The organism is Nostoc sp. (assembly GCF_036917775.1).
Classification (GTDB): Bacteria; Cyanobacteriota; Cyanobacteriia; order Cyanobacteriales; family Nostocaceae; genus Nostoc.
The window spans coordinates 69,435-91,070 of the sequence record NZ_JBALEQ010000008.1 but is presented as its reverse complement, the minus strand read 5'-3'; the positions used below and the strand labels follow the sequence as shown (position 1 = coordinate 91,070).

General features: G+C 41.2%; 14 protein-coding genes. 4 read left to right on the top strand and 10 right to left on the bottom strand.

The genetic code is table 11. From position 1 onward, the window contains the following. The 4 genes from V7K69_RS00965 to V7K69_RS00950 all read right to left on the bottom strand — a co-directional run. On the bottom strand, positions 1 to 3,933 hold a 3,933-nt coding region (locus tag V7K69_RS00965; RefSeq protein WP_335030670.1), incomplete at its 3' end, for an nSTAND1 domain-containing NTPase. A gap of 135 nt (positions 3,934 to 4,068) precedes the next feature. Continuing rightward, positions 4,069 to 5,424, bottom strand: coding sequence for an ATP-binding protein (locus V7K69_RS00960; protein WP_335030669.1), 1,356 nt, complete (start codon positions 5,422 to 5,424; stop codon positions 4,069 to 4,071). 143 nt (positions 5,425 to 5,567) lie between these two features. Beyond that, entirely contained in the window at positions 5,568 to 6,650 is a 1,083-nt protein-coding gene (psbA, locus tag V7K69_RS00955; RefSeq protein ID WP_159402515.1) for a photosystem II q(b) protein, read from the bottom strand. Between the two features lie 508 nt (positions 6,651 to 7,158). Then, a complete protein-coding gene (locus tag V7K69_RS00950; RefSeq protein ID WP_335030668.1) occupies positions 7,159 to 7,584 on the bottom strand; it encodes a nucleoside deaminase in 426 nt (141 codons plus the stop codon). Between the two features lie 88 nt (positions 7,585 to 7,672). Between V7K69_RS00950 and V7K69_RS00945 the strand changes: the two genes are divergently transcribed. From V7K69_RS00945 to V7K69_RS00935, 3 genes are all read left to right on the top strand, one after another. After that, positions 7,673 to 8,464, top strand: a complete 792-nt coding sequence (locus V7K69_RS00945) for an ion transporter (RefSeq protein WP_335030667.1) — start codon at positions 7,673 to 7,675, stop codon at positions 8,462 to 8,464. A 59-nt stretch (positions 8,465 to 8,523) separates the two neighbouring features. Then, positions 8,524 to 9,411, top strand: a complete 888-nt coding sequence (fghA, locus tag V7K69_RS00940) for an S-formylglutathione hydrolase (protein WP_335030666.1) — start codon at positions 8,524 to 8,526, stop codon at positions 9,409 to 9,411. A gap of 287 nt (positions 9,412 to 9,698) precedes the next feature. Beyond that, entirely contained in the window at positions 9,699 to 12,137 is a 2,439-nt protein-coding gene (locus V7K69_RS00935; protein WP_335030665.1) for a hypothetical protein, read from the top strand. A 59-nt stretch (positions 12,138 to 12,196) separates the two neighbouring features. Here the strand turns inward: V7K69_RS00935 and V7K69_RS00930 are convergent, their stop codons facing one another. Together V7K69_RS00930 and V7K69_RS00925 are read right to left on the bottom strand one after the other, a co-directional pair. Next, a complete protein-coding gene (locus tag V7K69_RS00930; RefSeq protein WP_335030664.1) occupies positions 12,197 to 14,413 on the bottom strand; it encodes an FUSC family protein in 2,217 nt (738 codons plus the stop codon). A 428-nt stretch (positions 14,414 to 14,841) separates the two neighbouring features. After that, positions 14,842 to 16,431 (bottom strand): DUF1565 domain-containing protein, encoded by a 1,590-nt coding sequence (locus tag V7K69_RS00925; RefSeq protein WP_335030663.1) that lies wholly within the window; start codon positions 16,429 to 16,431, stop codon positions 14,842 to 14,844. 358 nt (positions 16,432 to 16,789) lie between these two features. On the opposite strand from V7K69_RS00925, the gene V7K69_RS00920 reads away from it, so the two are divergent. Beyond that, positions 16,790 to 17,470 carry an SDR family oxidoreductase gene (locus V7K69_RS00920; RefSeq protein ID WP_335030662.1) on the top strand — a complete coding sequence of 227 codons (681 nt, stop codon included), beginning with the start codon at positions 16,790 to 16,792 and terminating at the stop codon, positions 17,468 to 17,470. 66 nt (positions 17,471 to 17,536) lie between these two features. Here V7K69_RS00920 and V7K69_RS00915 read toward each other — a convergent pair whose 3' ends face one another. The 4 genes from V7K69_RS00915 to rimM all read right to left on the bottom strand — a co-directional run bounded on the left by V7K69_RS00915 (position 17,537) and on the right by rimM (position 21,613). Continuing rightward, positions 17,537 to 19,918: a phosphoketolase family protein gene (locus V7K69_RS00915; RefSeq protein WP_335030661.1), complete on the bottom strand. Its 2,382-nt coding sequence runs from the start codon at positions 19,916 to 19,918 to the stop codon at positions 17,537 to 17,539. A gap of 187 nt (positions 19,919 to 20,105) precedes the next feature. Next, positions 20,106 to 20,465: a type II toxin-antitoxin system PemK/MazF family toxin gene (locus tag V7K69_RS00910; protein WP_335030660.1), complete on the bottom strand. Its 360-nt coding sequence runs from the start codon at positions 20,463 to 20,465 to the stop codon at positions 20,106 to 20,108. Next, positions 20,465 to 20,761 (bottom strand): hypothetical protein, encoded by a 297-nt coding sequence (locus tag V7K69_RS00905; RefSeq protein ID WP_335030659.1) that lies wholly within the window; start codon positions 20,759 to 20,761, stop codon positions 20,465 to 20,467. The genes V7K69_RS00910 and V7K69_RS00905 overlap by 1 nt, the downstream gene beginning before the upstream one ends. A gap of 78 nt (positions 20,762 to 20,839) precedes the next feature. Further along, positions 20,840 to 21,613, bottom strand: coding sequence for a ribosome maturation factor RimM (rimM, locus tag V7K69_RS00900; RefSeq protein WP_335030658.1), 774 nt, complete (start codon positions 21,611 to 21,613; stop codon positions 20,840 to 20,842). Positions 21,614 to 21,636: the final 23 nt, after the last annotated feature.

Here is a 21,636-nt window from a genome sequence, read left to right as displayed (position 1 = left end):
TGCAGAAGCCAGCCTTTGCCCATCGGGGCTGAACACCACGCTATTGACCGCACTGCTATGCCCAGTCAGGGTTTGCACAGCTTTGCCTGTGGCGATATCCCAGAGTTTGATCGTCTTGTCATTACTTGCAGAAGCCAGCCTTTGCCCATCGGGGCTGAACACCACGCTATTGACCGCACTGCTATGCCCAGTCAGGGTTTGCACAGCTTTGCCTGTGGCGACATCCCAGAGTTTGATCGTCTTGTCATCACTTGCAGAAGCCAGCCTTTGCCCATCGGGGCTGAACACCACGCTATAGACCGCACTGCTATGCCCAGTCAGGGTTTGCACAGCTTTGCCTGTGGCGATATCCCAGAGTTTGATCGTGTTGTCATGACTTGCAGAAGCCAGCCTTTGCCCATCGGGGCTGAACACCACGCTACTGACCGCACTGCTATGCCCAGTCAGGGTTTGCACAGCTTTGCTTGTGGCGACATCCCAGAGTTTGATCGTCTTGTCATCACTTGTAGAAGCCAGCCTTTGCCCATCGGGGCTGAACACCACGCTACTGACCCCACTGCTATGCCCTTCTAATGTATTCAGTTCTTGGAATTTGTTCTCTGTTTTTAAGTACACAGCTTTCCGCAATGTTCCGACAACCCGCATTTGGGTATCTACCGCCACCTTCCCGGCATTTTTCAGTTTTCCGCCCGCTTTTAAGCCTTCTGTCACTGCATCCCAGATTTGCCCAGAGGCAGAAAAGGTGGCTGAAGAGTTAGCAAGGGCGTTAATTTCACTAATTTCAGCTTGTTTTCTTTCCTTTTCTGCCCTTTGTGCTGCATCCCAGGCTGTAAATGTTAGTCCAGCTAAGACTAATCCGGCTGCAACTGAACCAAAAAGGGCAAGTTTGAGAAAGTTATTTAGTTTCGCGTCACTCAGTTTTCTTTGGTTCCTTTCGTTTTCCAGTTCCGCCATCACCTGCTTTAACTTCGGTTCCTGTTGCTGGCGGATAAAGGCGGCGATGTAGTCATGTACCAGTTGATAACGGTCAGCCGGGTTTTCTGGTAACAAAATCACTAAGCCGGATTGGACAAAAATTTCTAATATTAAATTTAATTTACTGATTTCAGAAGCTTTATCTTCTCTAGCCTCTGATCCCCCCGCCTGTGGCGACCCCCTTAAAAAGGGGGTTGAAGAAATTAAGCCCCCCTTTTTAAGGGGGGTTGGGGGGATCTCCGAGAAGTACGGCAGCAAATCACGTTCCAACTCAGCGCGAGTCTTGAGAGGGCGAGTTCCTTTTTCATCAGTCAGTAAATAGAGTAATATGTCTGCTGTTTGCTGATTTTCTTCACCACAATCATGAACAACTTCATTCAAATAACGCTTAACCAATTCGTCTTTAGTGCCACGTTGCTGATATTCTGCCAGAGTTGTAATATTCTCCGTTTGCAGTTGCGCCCCCACAACCTGCAACTCAATGGGACGAACTTCACCCAATTCCCCGGCTAAATCTTGCACCAGTTGTTGAACTAAAGCAGGTTCTAAGCGAAAACTAGTATTTTCAGTTAAACGCTGAATGATTAACTTCGCATCAGCAGGTGAGAAGTTCCCCAACTTGTAAAGCACATTATCACTGAGAATGCCATTGCCAATAATCTTCAGACTAGGCAAATCATTGCACTCTAGCAAGTAATGAATGTAATCTAGCCGCAGCGATAAGATAACTTTCACCGATAGAACATTCAAACACTCTCCCAGAAACTCAAAGAATTGCTTTCTTTGGGATGGTTCGGTGTAAACAAAGAAAAATTCCTCAAATTGATCGAAAATTAGCACCGTTCGCAGGTTGCGCTGTTCGTTTTCTTCAAGTTTGGATATTAAATATTGCGGAGTTCCGAGTTCTGAGGGTGAAAGTTGACCTTCTGAGGGTGAACATTGACCTTCTGAGGGTGAACGTTGACCTTCTGAGGATGAACGTTGACCTTCTGAGGGTGAACGTTGACCTTCTGAGGGTGAACGTTGACCTTCTGAGGGTGAACGTTGACCTTCTGAGGCTCGACTTTGACCTTCTGAGGGTGAACGTTGACCTTCTGAGGATGAACGTTGACCTTCTGAGGGTGAACATTGACCTTCTGAGGGTGAACGTTGACCTTCTGAGGATGAAAGTTGACCTTTTAACTCTCCCTCATCCCCCTTATCCCCCTTATCTCCCTCATCTCTCCCCAAAACTCGCCCCAACTCTTCCGCCCAGTTAGTATAAACCCGCATTACCACTGGCATATAATCTTGAACACCGATCGCTTTATTCTTTAAAGCTGGTACTAATCCCGCATTCACCAGGGAACTTTTGCCGACACCCGATTGCCCATGAATTACTATCAGCTTATAATCAGGGCGACCCATGCGTTCAATTAAACGTTCTACATCCAAGAGGCGACCAGATGCAGCAATTTCTGGGGCAATATTTCCTTGAGGAGAGTTTGAGCGCAATGTCTCTACAAATGCCTGTTTTGTGGCTTCTAACCTACCCGCACCAATAAAAGCCCGCAAGCCAAATTGCTGTTCAATGGAACGCCGTTGCTGTTTAATTTTGTATGCTTTGAGATATTCTTTCCGCTCAAAATAAAGCTGCTGCAAAAACCTGAGAATATCTAAGTAAAGTCTGACATCTTCTAGGGGATTACCTACATCCCTAGCAGTTTCTAAGCTGAGGGTTGCCTCTTTAATTTGACCTAAATGGTATTGAGAACGACCTAAAATAAACTGATATAAGCTGAAGTCTTTTGATTTTAAAACCTTTTCAGGAATATTAAATAGAATCCCTGGTATATTAGCTGATTCCAGATTTGTAATCGCAGCAAAAACTTCCAAGGCTTGCTTAACTAACTGATTTGCTTTAACCCAATTATTCTGAGCCAAAGCTACTTCAGCTAAAAAACCGTAATCTTTGGCTAATTCTCTTAGTTGGTTGTTATTTTGATGGATTATTAAAGCTTGCTCAGAAAGAGTCTGCAATGTTTCCCACTTTTGCAAGTCTCGCAAGATATCACCAAACTTCACTACTGCATTAGCAATTAAATCTGGATTTTTAAACTGGTTAATTAAATCTATATACTCTTGGATGTAATTCCAAGTCACTTGCCAATCGGGATGATTGATATCTTGATGTTTAAAAGCTTTGAGATAATAACAAAAGCCAATTTCACCGAGGATTTTTATCTGACGTTCTAAATTATTACTTTGCTGCCAAAGCTCTAAAGCTTTGTGATAATGCTGTATCGCCGAATCTTTTTGACTATTTATCTGTTTAATAAAACCTAATAAAGATTCTAAATTAGCTTTAATTTCTAAATTATAAACATCTGGCTGATTGAGTAAATATCTTTGTGCTGCTTTTAACTCATTTTCCAGCTTGACATATACATCTACGCTAAAATTTAAGTTATTACTAAACCAGGAATTAGCCGTTTTGCTGATAAAATCTACTAATTCTTGGGTTGATATCTCAAAATTTCTCGTAGTTGCCCAACTTTCTAAATCTGGCGCAAGCTGTATTAGTTGCTTATAAATTTCATCGTCAATCCACAACACTAAGGGAAAAGCAAAATTCTTGCGAAACTCTTCCCGCACCTGATTTGCAGAAGTTAACATCACAGACAAATTTTGCACTGATTCCAAACCCACAACCATTACACAGGCTGGTATCTCTTCGCCCAATTCTTCCTGAATGACAGTATAAAGAGTCCTGTTCGATTGCTGCACCGCCAAGACACGAATTTCGACTTGACAAATTTCCTGCAATCTGGAGATTAAGCGATCGCGCAAGCTAGCATAATTACACCGTGCCAAAATCAGCTTAAACTGTCCCACGGAGGATGCGATCGCCCAAGCTAATTGTTTTAGAGAGCGTTCGCTGTTTACATGGCCATCTTCTGGTGGTTGCTGTGGACTCATAAGCTTATGTACAGTGTGCGTGTAGGGTGTGTTACCGCGAAGCGTAACGCACCGAAAACCTGAGATGCTGCTTACGGAAGATGTCGGTTGTGTACCAAAGATGGTGCGTTACGGAAGCCGTAACACACCCTACTCTTAAGGAACGTTCAACTCTCTGGCTTCTGCCAAGATGGGATTAACATCAAACCAAGACTGACCACGATCGCGATATTCAAAGACAAACCGACTGCGGATCAGTTTTTGATATCCGTGGTCATCACTCACCTTTTTCTTTTCTTTGACATGACGTAACAATTGCCACTCATCCTCAGAAATTGGCAACATGATTTCATTCCGCCGAGAACGAATCACTTCCTCTAAGGTTTCACGGGTTAAGGGAAGGCTCATTTCTTCCATAATCCAAGTATTCAGCAGCCTCAGCACATCCCGCACATGACCACCACTCATTTTACATAACCGTTCTAGGCTAGCAGCACTATCAAAAATTTCGGTAACTTTATTTAAACGCTCCTCTGGTGTGATGTCAGGAAAAGCTCTTGCTAGTACCATCTGCTGCATGAGTGACATTCCCTGTGTATGAACACTACCATCAGCCCATTGTATAGGAACCATTGGTAAAACCTTGGGGTCTTCTGGGAATCGCTGAGTTAGCATTCCGTAATCGTTGGAAAACTTTAAAGATAAGGGCATGGTGTAGATTAAATGACAATTCAGCTTGGTCAAAAACTCACCCTGGTCTACAAATAAATATTCTTGCTGCGGACGACCCCAAGGTTTGACACGATTATCTATGCGGTCAAGATTATCGACAATTACCACCAGACCATTTTTACCCTGCTGTTTGAGTTTAGCGATCGCAGGTTCTAATAATTCTTGATTAATCGCTTCCAACAGCTTAGTTTTTTGCGGTGCTAAATACTGATTGAGTTTTTCTCGCAGGGTGGGGTCATTTTTCATCTTGCTAGTGATTTCACCAATGCCCACAGACAGAGAAAGTTTTTCTTTATCTGCGGATAAACCCACATCACCAACCACCGGAACCTTAACTTTTACCCCCGTCACCTCGGAGTTTAAGACCTTCCAAGCACCTTGCAGCAACTCATTAAACTTGTTAGGTGACTCCAGGGTAATTTTATCAAGACTTTGACTCACCCGCCGAGCGATCGCTAGCAGCACATCAGCAATATCAACATCGGTCATTTCCAGGTCATCACTGGACTCAAAATAAACTACATGGAAGCCTAATTTTTCCAGTTCTGCCTGTAATCGTAATAGTTCTGTCGATTTACCACAACCAATATGCCCAGTAAATAAAGTGCAGGTAGGTTCATTGGGCTTAAAAAAAGTAATTTTCTGCTTCAGCTTGCCAAGAATATCACCACCTCGGACTGAGGAAAAATCTATGTAATACTTGCCATCAGAGCTATGGTTGACAAATAGAGTTCTGCTGGGATCGCTAGCCTGATAAAATTCCCGTAAATCTATGGACATAACCTGGTAGTGCAACTATCTCGTATTGTCTAACATAATCTTTGTTTAAAAAGATAAAGTTTTTTACCATACTTAAATTAAAAGCGCCCTCCCGAAGTGGGAGAGCGCTTTATTATTTAGCTAATTGAGTTAATGGTTGAGAATTAACCGTTGATAGCAGGAGCGCTAAGAGCAACAGGAGCAGATTCAGCAGATGCCAAATCTAGAGGGAAGTTGTGAGCGTTACGCTCGTGCATTACTTCCATACCCAGGTTAGCGCGGTTGATTACATCCGCCCAAGTTGCAATCACACGACCTTCAGAGTCAATGATTGATTGGTTGAAGTTGAAACCGTTCAAGTTGAACGCCATTGTGCTTACACCCAAGGCGGTGAACCAGATGCCGATTACAGGCCATGCTGCGAGGAAGAAGTGCAGTGAACGGCTGTTGTTGAAGGAAGCGTATTGGAAGATTAGACGACCGAAGTAGCCGTGAGCTGCAACGATGTTGTAGGTTTCTTCTTCTTGACCGAATTTGTAACCGTAGTTTTGTGACTCGGTTTCGGTTGTTTCACGAACCAAGGAAGAAGTTACAAGTGAACCGTGCATTGCAGAGAACAAGCTTCCGCCGAATACACCAGCTACACCTAGTTGGTGGAAGGGGTGCATCAAGATGTTGTGTTCTGCTTGGAACACGATCATGAAGTTGAATGTTCCTGAGATTCCTAAAGGCATACCGTCAGAGAAGGAACCTTGTCCGATGGGGTATACCAAGAATACTGCGGTTGCTGCTGCAACAGGTGCAGAATATGCGATCGCAATCCAAGGACGCATACCTAAGCGGTAGGATAGTTCCCATTCACGACCTAAGTAGCAGAATACGCCAATCAGGAAGTGGAAAATTACCAATTGGTAAGGACCACCGTTGTACAACCACTCATCAAGAGATGCTGCTTCCCAAATTGGGTAGAAGTGCAAGCCGATAGCGTTTGAGGAAGGTACTACTGCACCAGAGATGATGTTGTTTCCGTAGATTAAGGAACCTGCTACTGGTTCGCGGATACCATCGATGTCTACTGGAGGAGCGGCGATGAAGGCGATTACGAAGCAAGCGGTAGCTGCTAGCAAGGTGGGGATCATGACTACGCCGAACCAACCGATGTAGATGCGGTTGTTGGTGCTGGTGATCCACTCACAGAATCGATCCCATACGTTAGCGCTTGAGCGCTGTTGTAAGGTTGTTGTCATTGTTTTATAAGTGCGGTTAGTGATTTATAAATCAGGCTCGTTTGTCTTTGCCTGTGAATACACTTTACAATGCTTTACAATTTTTAATCAAGTTTTATTACTTCAGTAAATCTGATATAACTTATCAGGTTTACTTATTGAAAGGCAAGTTACGAGTAAGCCAGAGGATTTGATTTCAGATGAATTTCCGCGATCATTTGCCTGAATCTGCAATATTGCGGTTACTTCGGTTACTTATACTATTTCTATGTGACGCTGCACAAAACCAATCTTGATAAAGCAAGGGCGCTGAAGCCGCTTATATACCAATATGATTCAGTTAAAGCTAAAAACTAAAACTGGCGTATCCCGGGTTTCGTTCCTTAACCCAAGCGTATTAGCTTATATACAACCTCACAGATAACGGTGTTGGGGACAAAAATATTCCAACCAATGCCCGTAGCGACTTTCAAGACAGTCGCTACAATGATTTACATTTACCTAATGAAAAAGCTAAATGTGTTGTAGTTTATTTAAATAACTCCAGACATTCATTTTTTAAAACGCCTTTGGTTACTTTGATGCTTCTAAATGATTTAGCGATTACCTCTTCACAAGATAGATTAATTTGTGATTGATTTATCGAGATCAAGTCTTGAATTGAAGCACCATATACAATTTCTGATAAACCACTCCAAACACAAGCAGTTGCACACATTGGACAAGGTTCGCAAGTTGTATATATACTATAACCTTCTAAAAAATGGTTTTTAAGTTTAACTGTTAAACTACGAATAACGTTGATTTCAGCATGGGCTGATGGATCGTTGTCTCTGATAACAGTATTATGAGCTACGGCAACAACTTCGTTATCTTTAACAATCACAGCACCATAAGGTGTCTCTCCTTCTTTTGCTTGCGCCAAAGCTAAACGCATAAAATATTCTGGAATCATAGAAAGTGAGGTTAATATAAGGATAGTGATTAATAATATCGTATTTCTGATGCTATAACTGGGAATTAAGATTAGTTAATAGTCGAATATGTTATTGAGCAGACAAGAAACAGAATTCTACTTAAAAGACCTAGAAACACCAATAGGTAAAGCGATTAATTTAACACTTGCCGCTTTGGTACTATTATCATCAGGAATTTTTGTCGCAGAAACTTATAATATTCCTGATTCTGTGCGATTTCAATTACATCTAGTCGATACTGCGATCGTCATCATATTTGCGGTGGAATATTTACTCCGTTTTTGGAGTGCAGAAAACAAAATTCAGTATATTTTTAGCTTCTATTCGATTATTGACTTAATGGCAATTTTGCCATTCTTTATAGGGATAGTCGATATTAGCTTTATCCGGCTACTGCGATGGTTTAGGATTTTACGATTAATCAGGTTTATAGATAGAAAGTTTTTATTCGCTACTGTCAGCACCGAAGATGGCATGATCTTTGCGCGAATATTATTTACATTATTTGCAATTGTTTTTATTTATTCTGGTTTAATATATCAAGTAGAGCATCCGGTTAATCCTCAAAATTACGGGACATTTTTGGATGCCTTCTATTTCTCTGTTGTCACAATGACAACTGTGGGATTTGGCGATGTTATTCCAATTTCTGAATTAGGACGTTTGCTAACGGTATTGATGATTTTTACAGGAATTGCACTGATTCCCTGGCAAGTAGGGGATTTAATTAAGCAAGTTGTGAAAACTGCTAATCAGGTAGAAATGGTTTGTTCCAACTGTGGATTAGCTTTCCATGATATAGATGCTGAGTTTTGTAAAAGATGCGGGACTAAGTTACCTAGTCACAGGGTTGATTGAAATGCGATCGCAACTACGGTATATAGTGCTAATTACCGGGTAGTTCGAGAATATAGTCAATGCCTAACGTCAACGTCATTTCAGAATATAAAAGCTTTGGTGGCAAACTCGGCTTTTACAGCCATCTCTCCTCAATCTGTAATAGTGAAATGCGTTTTGCTGTTTATCAACCACCACAAGTAACTCATAAACCTGTGCCAACTCTCTATTTTCTCTCTGGGTTGACTTGCACGGAAGAGATTTTTATGGTAAAGGCGGGGGGAGTGCAACGCTTTGCGGCTGAGTACGGCTTGATGCTGGTTGCACCAGATACTAGTCCGCGTAATACTGGCATTGCAGGCGAGGATGATGACTGGGACTTTGGTACAGGTGCAGGCTTTTATGTTGATGCTACAGAAGAACCGTGGCGTAAAAACTACCAAATGTATAGTTATGTTGTCCATGAACTACCTGCTTTGATTAACGCAAATTTCCCCACTCAACCTGAAAAACAAGGTATTTTCGGTCATTCAATGGGGGGACACGGGGCGCTTGTCTGTGCGATGAGAAACCCAGAGCTTTACAAATCAGTATCAGCCTTTGCACCTATCACTGCACCTATGCGTTGTCCTTGGGGACAAAAGGCTTTTAGTGGTTATCTTGGCAAAAATCAAGAAAGTTGGCGTGCTTATGATGCTAGTGAATTAGTCAAACAAGTAGGGTATCACAGTTCAATTCTCATTGATCAAGGTACTGCTGATAAATTTTTAGCTGAACAATTACTACCGGAAGTGTTTGAGAAAGCTTGTGCAGATGTTGAGCAGCCGCTAAACTTGCGTTATCAAGAAGGCTATGACCACAGTTATTATTTCATCGCCAGTTTTATTGAAGATCATATCCGCCACCATGCGTTCGCTTTATTGATTACAGCAGTTTTTATCTATTTAAACCCCACGTTTCTATTTTGATTTTTGAACAAGAATAGGAGAAAATAGGGAACTGGAATCAAAGTCCCCTAATTTATCGGGGGATTTAGGAGGATCTAGAGCTTTTGATACCGACAAGAGAACTTTTTAAACATCCTCTAAAAGAGCAGTTATGATTCCCACAATCATTGCACCCCATCTCTTAATTCTTTCCAGGATTAAGGGGCATTCTTGGCGTTTAATAAGTACTTAAGCGGACATAATATTTAGTGAAGCGGCGATACATGACAGATATATAATTAGTTGAGCTTCATTTTTTAGCAATAGATATGAATGATTTTGTGCCTTCTCAGAGGAGAAAAGACTATATCATCCTCTTCATAATTTGGCTGATAGCATTAGCTATAGATAGAACTTGGTTTTTATTAGATAATTCGATTCCATCCTACGATCAAAGCGCACATTTAACGACAGCATTACATCATTATAGGATTTTTCAAAACTTTAATATCTTCTCAGGAAATTGGTGGTTATCTCTGTGGCAATTAACTCCAAGTTATCGCGCTCCTTTTTTATATATTTGCACCGTACCATTCTTGATATTGTTTGGGCGTGGATATGACCAGGCAAGCTTGGTGAACTTATTATATACTGCAATGATTATACTTTCAGTGTATCATTTAGGTAATTTTTTATTTAAAAACCGAAAAACTAGCATAACTGCCAGCATATTTTGTCTATTATTTCCTATTTTAGGAATGATACGGACAGATTATTTATTAGATTATGGGCTAACAGCAATTGTTATAGTAACTTTCACAATTTTGACAATTTGGAAAGATAGTTATATTGGGTTTTTATCATGGTGGTTAACTATCATATTGGGTGTAGGTATAGGTTTAATATTGTTGACTAAGCCTACAGGATTTATTTTTATTTTAGTTCCTAGTATTTGGACATTAATTACTTTTATTATAAAACGTAAATTTATCAAGCTAATACAAGCTTGCTTGTCTTTGATAATAGCTTGGTTAATTTGTGGTTTTTGGTATAGCTTAAATTGGTTAACAATTATAACATCGGCATTAAACGCTAACCAAGTCGGAAAAGGAGAAGGCGATCCTTCCGCCACAACTATTACTGGATGGTTATTCTATCCAAAGATGATCCCAGAAAGCGTTGGTTTACCAATATTATCTATAAGTATTGGTATTTTATTGATTTATATTATCAAATATAAATTTACTAATGATTTAATTCCCGGATCTATCTATAAATCCGCTAGAATATGGTTATTAGTTACCTTAGTAAGTAGCTATATAATTTGTACTTTAGGTACAAATAAAGACATTAGATTTATTCTGCCATGCTTTCCTATAATTAGTTTAATCTTGGCGGATTTATTTAACTTAATTGAAAATATATATTTTGATAGGCTGAGATTAGCAACTCTGGTATTAAGTAGTATATTGTTAGTCAATAATTTGTTTCCCTTACCCCTAATTCAAGCATGGGGTGGTAAACATTTACCTAATAATGATGGCAACAAATACCCCTTGGGTAAGCTGATAAATAAAATCAATGAAACAAATTTATATTTAAGGTCAACTTTAGGGGTAATTCCCGTTTCTACACCTCAAATAAATGAGTTTACTTTAGATTATTTTGGCGCATTAGCAGATTTCCGCGTATATGGCAGAAAATTCACATATAATTTATCTCAGGCGGAGGAAGATTTACAATATTTTTCTTGGTATGTCACTAGAGATAATGAACCAAACCAACCAGGAGACAGTGGAGAGATTAAACGGAAATTAAACTCTTTAGTTAAATCTTCTACGGATTTGAAATTACAGGGCGATTGGATATTGCCTAATGGAGATAAACTTCGATTATATAACCGAAAGAATCCTTATGTAGTTGTTCAAAAAATCAGCAATAGTGAATCTGTAATTAGTCTAGAAAAGGTTGCGATTTCTCAAAAATTAATTTTAGATAAGAATAATCCTGTAACATATAAAATAACAGGTTCATGGGATGATTTGCAAAATGGTATTTTACTATTAAAATGGCAAAATAGCCAATCATCTTGGGATCACGATCATGCTATTGGTCTGGGTAATTTATACTGTGGTATCAAATGTCGTCCTGAAGGAACTTTCCAGGTAAAAGAAGCCTTAGCCACATTTATTCCGAAAACGTTACCAGTAGGAAAATATAAATTATCAGCACTATATTTAGATAGAAGAACCAATAAAGTCACATCTTTAAATATTCCAGATATTACCGTAGATGTGACAGATGGAGGAACAGGAGAAAAATCCCCACCTCTAGATTTCGTTACTCAAACTTCACAATTAGCACAAGAGTTACAACAGGGAAAATTAAATAATATATTTGCACAGATAGATAATTTCAATCTATACGATCCTACTCAAGATTATTTAAAACAGATTGGATTTGCGGCTAATTATCATCTGCAAAGAGAGCCAAATAACTTAAATTTGCGTTACACTCTAGTATTATCACAACTTTTACAGCGCCAAGTGCCAGAATTAATCCAAAATTTAATAGAATTAACTAAATATGATGCTAAAAATCCTTACGTGTGGCTTTATTTAGCTGTTGTTTATTTGTATGATTTTCAACCTGCACAAGCCGAACAAAAATTAGCGATCGCAGAACAATTAAAACCAGATATCCCAGAATTAAAAACTTTAAAGAAAGTAACAAATATTATGAAATTTCTGCCATTAATCCATTTTTGAAAGATCAGCAAGGAACAAAATAATATAGCAGTCTTATTTGATTTGAGAAAAAATGCGCTTTATCTCGCTGAAATTAGCCGTTCCATCGCTGAGTGCATAGCAGTCAACCGCCGGACAATCTGATCGATCTCCAAATCTAATATGCTGTAATCAATGACTGCTTGACGAACAGGTGTATGTCCTTGATTGACAGCTAACTCTTCTATTCGGGCTGTACGCAGCGCTTGCAGGTGCGGTTGGATTTTTTGCAGCGTTTCTTCCAAGCCAGGTAAGGGCGGTGGGGTAATTTCCAGTTGTACTGAATCAGCTAACTGCTCTAACATTAGCGAAACTTGGCGGACAAAAGTTTCTAATTCCGGTAGCGGTACTGTTCCTCGAAAATGTTCGAGATGTACTGCCAAAACTGTCACGGAGTTAGTAAAACGTCCCATGTACACCAACAGCGTCATCACTGGTTCTACTAATTCTTTGGGCATTTGGGGTTCGCGCAGCAATCCTTGAAATGAGGCTTGAGCATTGCCAATTGCTAATCCCGTTTGTCGCCGTTGACTGATAATGGTGGAGTCATGCTCTTTTGTTCCCTGGTAAACAGCCATCACATCCCAAAAGTACTTGTGGCATTCTCGCAGTGCAGTGGCGAGTTGACTGGGTAAGCGATCGCGTTCCCGATTTGGCAATATAAAGTAATGGCTTGCAAAAGCTAGTCCCGCCCCAATTAATGTATTCAAAACGCGAAAGCCAGCAAATTGCCAACCAATGGGATTACCAATATCGATAATTAGTAAGACAAATATTGATAAGAAAATCACCGAATAGCCATAGTTGACAGTGATTAGGGAAATGCCAAAAAATACTGTCAGCACGATGATGATGTCTAATACAGTCTTACTGGTGATAGTTGCGACTAAAACAGCTGCTAATACGGCTCCCAAGATCGTCCCGCCAACTCGCTGAAAAAACCTCTGGAAAGTTGCGCCCAAGTTCGGTTTGAGGACTAGGATGCTTGTCAGTGTCACCCAATACCCCATTGGTAAATTAGTAATGCTGTATAGGATTACGCCTACAGTGAGAGTTACACTGATGCGGAGAGCATGACGAAAGATTGCTGAGTCTAAAGTGAGGTTGTCTTTGAGTAAACTTAAGAGCGATCGCTGTTCATCTTCAACTACAAGAAGTGTATCTATATCTCGGCGACTTATATTGTTATGTTCTACCAAAGATTTAGCTGTCTGAGCCGTATATTGCAACTGCTTGATTAGTTTTTCGATCATCAGCACTAGGTTACTGAGAGCAACGAGGGTTGTGTAGTCTGTCTCACTCCCAGCAATTGCTTTTCTTTGCAGACTTTCTTGTTCCTTTAGTGCCTCATAAATGCGGTTAAGATTTTCCAGATCGATGCTAGCAGGCTTGCGAGATATAACTTTCGCTATGGCTTGCAGAACGACTGATATTTGTTTGAGTGCATCGTCTACTAATTGCTGAACTGCCTGATATTGCTGTTGTTGGAAGTGAGTTTCTAGTAACTCTGTTAAGGCAATAACTGAGCCAAGCAAGCGATCGCCATCTTGAATTAGCACCAATAATTGCTCATTCATCCAACTCCGAGCCGATTGTCCAATCCGTGCAGCACCTAAAGTAGTCCGTGCTGTCTCTAATGCCTGTCTAATTTCGAGAATATTTTCAGGTGTTGTAACTTTACCGAGAAATGTCTGAATGTAGTTGGCGATCGCACTGAAGCAGCCAGCCAAAGCTATCCGTAGCGGGTCATAAGGTCTAAAAGGCCACATTACTAAAGAAAGTAACATTGCCCATCCACCTGCAATTAGACATAGCAGCGATCGCATGAGTGCGGCTTCCAGATTTCCGGGCTGTGCAATCGTGGAAATAAATGATACTCCTACAACCAGACCGACATTTGCACCAGCGTTACCATACATCGACGCAAAACCTGAAGCAAGTCCCCAGAGAAATGTCAGTACTACAGATAATGCTGAAATTTTAGCGACTAGAGTACCCACAAATACTGAAACAGCCATTCCCAAAGTAGCCGCCACCATTGCCTTAGCTTTGATCTGGTAAGGGCCACCAACATTTGCTAAGTTGACAAAGTAAGCCATTAAACCGACAAATAATCCGCTTTCCCTTTGGTTGATGAGTTGCCCAATTAGCATCGGAACTCCCAACGCTAATGCAGCTCGCAAGCCGTTGGATATTGCTGGTTTTCCTGGCTCAAGCTGGATCAGAGACCTGAGAAAATTACTTCGATTCAACTGCATTGTTTTTGTTAACAAAACAAAATTTTTATTTGGATTTTTTTAAAATTTTTATATATTTAGATTTATTCTAATTCATAGTGGGCAAGTAAGAGCTTTTCGAGAAAGTGAATATTAGGATTCACCTTTTGCTACTTGATCACTGGCAGAATGATTGCTAACTAAGCTTTACAGGTGTATTTCCCAAAGATTGCTAAGGTTGTGTAACCAATTTTAGCCAAAGTTATGCTTTAGATAATTTGATGTAACCCGAATAATTTGCCCCCATTGGAGTAGAAACTAAAAACGGCATTTTTTGAAATTAAGTATGAATTTGATCTGTCTCTAATTTAAAACCATTTTTTAGGGGCAATTCATGTAACTGCGAATGCGTCTACATGAATTGCCCCTAAAAAAATTATCCAATTGTAAAAAATAAATTAGTTGAACAATCAAGCAGTCAGAATATAAGGCGAGTCGATCGCCGCTACACGACCAGCATCTACCAAAGCTTGGTATACCATCGCCGCTACCTCAGCGCGTGTAGCATCACGGGTAGGATTGAGTTGTTTGAGGTTCGGGTGATTGACAATAATCTCCTTGTTTATAGCTTTTACTACCTCATCCTTGGCATATTCAGGAATCTTGGCTTGATCATCGAAAGTTTTAATAAATGCTGTACCATCAGCAGATAACCCCAACCCATTAACTAGAGAGACAATCACTTGCACGCGCTGAATATTCTTGTTCGGGCCGAAAGTATTGTCAGGAAAACCAGAGAGAAATAAACCTTGATATGCTTGCTGAATAACCTTAGATGCCCAGAAATCTGCGGGTACATCTTTGAATTTCACCACGGGGCGGTTTGGCGATGGGTTGAAAGCTTTTACCAATAATGCGGCGTATTGTGCCCGTGTCATCGTAGCATCGGGTTTAAATGTGCGATCGGGGAAACCATTAACTATCCCCAATTTGACTAATTCTCGAATAAACCCACCTGCCCAATGATTACTAATATCGGTTAATTCGATAGTAGGTGTTGGGGTTGGCGTTGGTGTTGGTGTTGGGGTTGGCGTTGGTGTTGGCGTTGGGGTTGGGGTTGGGGTTGGTGTCGGGGTTGGCGTTGGTGTTGGGGTTGGTGTCGGGGTTGGCGTTGGTGTCGGCGTGGGAACCGAACTATCTGCAAACTCTATACTTCCCGCGACTTTAGACGCATCTATTTTATTTCCTATAGAAACCAGCTTGTTGGAACTGGCATTTTGCAAATCAAATTTACCGTTATTGCGTAAAGTATTACCTCCTAAGTTATTAGTACTGCCGATATCCGGTAGGGCAGTTCCAATTACTGTGATACCATCATCAGTGTTATTTTCACTGACATTGTTACGTAATAGAGGACGGGCACTACCAGAGATTACAATTCCAGAACGGTTTTCGTAAATTTTGTTATCTCGAAGGATTGGTGATGCAGTATCACTAATAGCGATGCCAAAACCTGTTTTGAAGCAGGTATTACCTTGAATTTGACCTTTGGAATTTTTAGCGATCGCAATTCCATTGGCTGCATTTTCACTGAACAAATTACCTAGAATAATTGGGTTAGCCTCACCTGTAGCAAATACTCCCTCGCGTTTACAGTTGGTAAAGGTGCTATTAGCAACAGTAGGTGCAGTTGATTCAATCCAGACACCACTGCCACGGCTAGCCAGATTTGTTACAGTGACCCCCCTGAGTTCGGCTTTATCCAGCAACACAAATGTGACATTCTGAGCAGCGAAAGTACGGCTCAAGTAGGTACCACTGCCTTCAATCAAAATCCCCTTGCCAGTGTTTATTTCATTACCCACCACTGTCACACCAGATGGAACCGTTAACGGAAAGACTTCACCGCTAGCAGCATTGTAATTACCATCTGCCAATTGAATCTTGGTATCAACAGTAGCTACCTTGAGGGCTTGGGTAATGCTTTTGAAGGGTGCTTGTTGACTACCGGCGTTGGTATCACTTCCTGATGCTGGATTTACGTAAAAAGTTTGAGCCATATTTATACTTTAATAAAATACATAGCTATCCTAGCGCTAACCATGAAAGTGGGTAGCGTTTGATGCGTTAAGTAACTTAAAGTACTTCTCTCTGCAAAGTTAAAAAGTTATGCAAAAGCTTTTGGCTTTCACTAGCACTCGACTACCCCAAAATTGCTAATTTCAGCTAGTTGTCTTACCAAAGTATTAGAAGCAGCGATCGCACTTGCTTCTTGTTGACGTATGGCTGCAATTTGCATAATGATACTGGCAGTAGGGTAGAGAGTACATTTGTTATTGATTTATAATATGCAGGGCATTTGGTAAAAATAGCTACCCACGAAAAGTTTGCTAATGATACGTTTAATAGCAGAAAAAAATGACTAAGCTCATCTTAATTACAGGCATAAGCAAAGGTCTAGGTTATGCGATGACCGAGCGTTTTATTCAAGAGGGACATACTGTGATTGGTTGCGCTCGTTCATCAGATGCTATCCATAAAATCAGCCAGAAGTTTAGTGCGCCCAACGATTTCGCATCTGTAGACGTGGCAAATGAACACCTTGTAAAAAAATGGGCACTAGATGTATTGAACAAATATGAACCGCCAGATATAGTAATTAATAATGCGGCAATTACTAATTACCCAGCACCTTTGTGGGAAATACCATCCGAAGAATTTTCTGATCTAATAGATATCAATATCAAAGGAGTAGTGAATATAATTCGCCATTTCGTACCAGCAATGGTGAAAAAAAAGCGGGGTATTATTGTTAACTTTAGTTCTGGCTGGGGACGTTCTACTTCAGCCCAAGTTGCACCATATTGTGCTTCTAAGTGGGCAATAGAAGGATTAACTCGTTCTTTGGCACAAGAATTGCCAACTGGTATGGCAGCTATACCCCTCAATCCAGGGATTATTCATACTGATATGCTCTCTATTAGCTTTGGAGAAGAAGCTGCTAACTATACACCTGTGTCCGATTGGGTATTGAAAGCTGTGCCATTTATTCTCAAGTTGAAACCTAAAGATAACGGCATTCCCTTGACTGTACATTAACGCTCTCCTAAAAAAACGAGAAGCAGGGAGAAGATTTTCCCCTCTGCCTCTCTATCTCATTCCCTCTTAATAGGGCCACTTCCAGTCACGAATTTCCGGCACATCATCGCCGTACTTCTGAATGTAGTGCTTGTGTTCGATCAGCTTATCTTGCATCTGCTGTTTGACATAAGCGGCGCTAGATCCTAGTTTGGGCACGCGATCGATTACATCAATTACCAAATGGAAGCGATCTAGATCGTTGACAACAACCATATCAAAGGGAGTGGTAGTAGTTCCCTCTTCCTTATAGCCACGCACATGGATGTTTTTATGATTAGTGTGGCGGTAGGTTAGGCGATGAATCAGCCAGGGATAGCCATGAAAGGCAAAGATAACAGGTTTGTCGGTGGTGAAAAGTGTGTCAAAATCTTTTTCACTCAAACCGTGGGGATGTTCGGTTTTTGGCTGTAGTGTCATCAAATCGACTACGTTCACTACCCGCACTTTTAAATCTGCGAAATGCTGACGCAGGATATCTACAGCCGCTAAGGTTTCTAAGGTGGGAATATCCCCAGCACAAGCTAGCACTACATCTGGGTCGCCGCCTTCGTCGTTGCTTGCCCATTCCCAAATGCCGATACCTTTGGTGCAATGCTTAATGGCTGCATCTATGTTGAGATATTGCAATGCTGGCTGTTTTCCAGCAATGATGACGTTGACATAGTTGCGGCTTTTTAGACAATGGTCAGTTACCGACAGCAGAGTGTTGGCATCGGGAGGTAAATAGACGCGAACAATCTCAGCTTTTTTGTTAAGTACATGGTCGATAAAACCGGGATCTTGGTGAGAAAATCCGTTATGGTCTTGTCGCCAAACGTGAGAGGTGAGTAGGTAATTGAGAGAAGCGATCGGTCTACGCCAGGGAATATGTCTCGTCGTTTTCAACCATTTGGCGTGTTGGTTGAACATAGAATCAATGATGTGGATGAATGCCTCGTAACAAGTGAAGAACCCGTGACGACCTGTGAGGAGGTAGCCTTCTAACCATCCTTGGCAAGAAGTTTCGCTGAGAATTTCCATCACCCGACCGTCGGGGGAAAGGTGGTCATCTTCGGGGTAAATCTCGGCTTCCCAAACCCGATCTGTAACTTCCAGTACAGGGTCTAGACGATTCGATGCTAATTCGTCGGGGGCAAAGATGCGGAAATTACTACTTTCTTGGTTAAGTCGCATGATATCGCGCAGGAATTTGCCGGTCACTTTGGTAGCTTCTGCGATCGCTTTCCCTGGTTCAGGAACATCTACAGCATAGTCCTGAAAATTGGGCATTTTCAGGTCATGCAGCAAAATACCGCCGTTAGCGTGGGGATTGTCACCCATGCGTCGATGTTTTTTGGGGGCTAGTTCTGCTAGTTCGGGAATCAGCTTACCGTTAGCGTCGAAGAGTTCTTCTGGTTTGTAACTCTTCATCCAATCTTCTAGGAGTCTCAGGTGGTCTGGCTGTTTGGCGATGTTGCCAAAGGGAACTTGGTGCGATCGCCAAGAACCTTCAGTTTTTTTACCATCCACTTCCTTGGGCCCTGTCCAACCTTTGGGGGTTCGCATGACAATCATCGGCCACTGAGGACGTTTAGTGAAACCATGTACGCGGGCTTCCCTTTGGATACTTTGAATTTCTGCGATCGCTGTTTCTAGAATCGCCGCCATCTGCTGGTGAACATCTGCGGGATCTTCACCTTCTACAAAGTATGGTTTGTAGCCATATCCTACAAATAAACTTTCCAACTCATCATGGCTAATCCGTGCCAATGTCGTTGGATTAGCAATTTTATACCCATTCAGGTGCAAAATCGGCAATACAGCACCATCACGTACTGGGTTAAGAAACTTGTTGGAATGCCAACTAGTTGCTAAAGCACCTGTTTCAGCTTCACCGTCACCAACAACAGCAGCAACAATTAAGTCAGGGTTATCAAAGGCAGCACCATAAGCGTGGACGAGGGCATAACCTAATTCCCCGCCTTCGTGAATCGAACCAGGAGTTTCTGGTGCAACGTGACTGGGAATACCACCGGGGAAAGAAAACTGTTTAAAGAGTTTCTTCATTCCCTCAGCATCCTGAGAGATGTTGTGGTAATACTCGGTGTAAGTGCCTTCTAAATAAGTGTTGGCTACCAGTCCAGGGCCACCATGACCGGGGCCAGCAATATAGATTGTGTTGAGGTCATATTTTTTAATGAGTCGATTCAGGTGAACATAGATAAAGTTCAGCCCTGGCGTTGTTCCCCAATGCCCTAAGAGTCTGGGTTTGACGTGTTCCAGCTTTAGTGGTTCTCTTAGTAGCGGATTGTCGAGTAGATATATTTGCCCAACCGAAAGATAGTTAGCTGCACGCCAGTAGGCGTTTATCTTCTGTAATTCTTCATCTGTTAAAGGCTTTGTTTGTGGAGTCGTTGCTAATGTCATTTTCGACACTCCATTACAAAAGGATTTTGGCGAACTCATTCAGTAAGCAATTATACTTGTTTTCAAAATTATTGCCATCTCCCCACGATAAATTTTTCCAGTCTTTGCTACTAAATTTTTTGGTTTTGAGTACGGGATGGAGAGCGATATCTACGATGGATTACACCTATGCGATTGATTAATCCTATCAATCGGCATTTTCTTCGTCATCATTATCTAGTTGTAAAGTGTAATCTAATGCTACTTTTAGCATTAATAAATAATTAGGAGAAAGACTTCCTAATTTTCGGATTAATCGCTGTCTATCGATAACAACTATTTGATAAGAAAGCACCACTGACTCTTGCGTTAAACCGCCTTCACCTGAAGGTATGACAATTGTACCTGGTACAATAGCGCGTCGCAGATTAGTGGTTAAAGGAACTACTACAGATGTTGTTGTAAACTGAGCTAGTCGATCTCGCTGAACAATGATAACTGGTCGGATACCTGCTTGCTCTGAACCTCGACTCGGATTCAAGTCAGCTAAATAAACATCTCCTCGCATCAAACTGTGTCCTCTTGTTGAAGTTGAGAGAGATAATCAGTTAAAACGGATTCTGCAAAAGCTAAATCTTCATTAGCAAACTCAGTTTTCAATGCAGCAGCCTCGACATCAGAAATAGCATCCCAATGCTGAGTTAGTTTTTTTTTCTGGAGAGAGATAGCAAAATCTAATACTTCTTCTTGACTAGACTTGGGCAATTGGGACAATATTTCCAGTAGTTGCCTGTGAATAGTTGCTGTTGGTTTTTCTGTCATTGCCACATTTCCTAGATTAATAAATAAAGTATGTACTTTCATTTTCTCATGCTTCAAGTTTTGCTTTCTCTTGAACTATCCAGTACAGCAAAACTAGCTAGAGGCAGATTAAGGAATAACCTAATTATTAATTTCCAATAACCCAGGCGGTGGCGTAATTTCAATACGATTAGATTTCAAGTCTACGACTGGTGCGATCGCTTCCACAAATGGAATCAAAACCGTCTTTTGCTTTTTGTCATTTGTCATTTGTTCTTTGTCATTTGTCATTTGTCCTTTGTCAGTAGCAAAGGATTCATGGAACTTTACTTCTAACAAATCATTGCCGGCGGGGATGATGTCTATCACCGTACCAACGAGTTCGCCAGATGCTTGCATGAAGACTTCTAAGCCAATCAAATCGAGGACATGATATTCATCTTCGGCTAATTGGGGGCGATCGCTCACTGGCACCATTAACTTACAACCACGTAACGCCTCTGCCTGATCGCAAGTTTCCACACCAGCTAATTTGATTACATACAAGTTTTTGTTACTGATATAACGTCCTGTTAATAATTCGATTGGTTGTGGTTCTGTGCCATCTAAACGCAACAACCAACGTTTTCCCGGTACTTCAAATCTTTCGGGAAAGTCAGATACAGGATAAACCTTTAATTCTCCAGATAATCCTTGAGGGGAAACAATCTTACCAATTTCTAACCAATTATCAAGATTGGGAACTGGGGATTGGGTATTGGGAACTACGGGTTTGGGATTAGGGGCTGGAGATTGGACATTTTGAATTTTTGAATTTCCTCCTACTCTCTTGCCCCTCTGCCCCTCTGCACCTCTGCCCCTCTGCCCATTTGCACCTGTGCCTCCAATCTCTTTATTAGCTTCTTCGTGTTTCATTTCCATTTTTCCTACTAGTACAA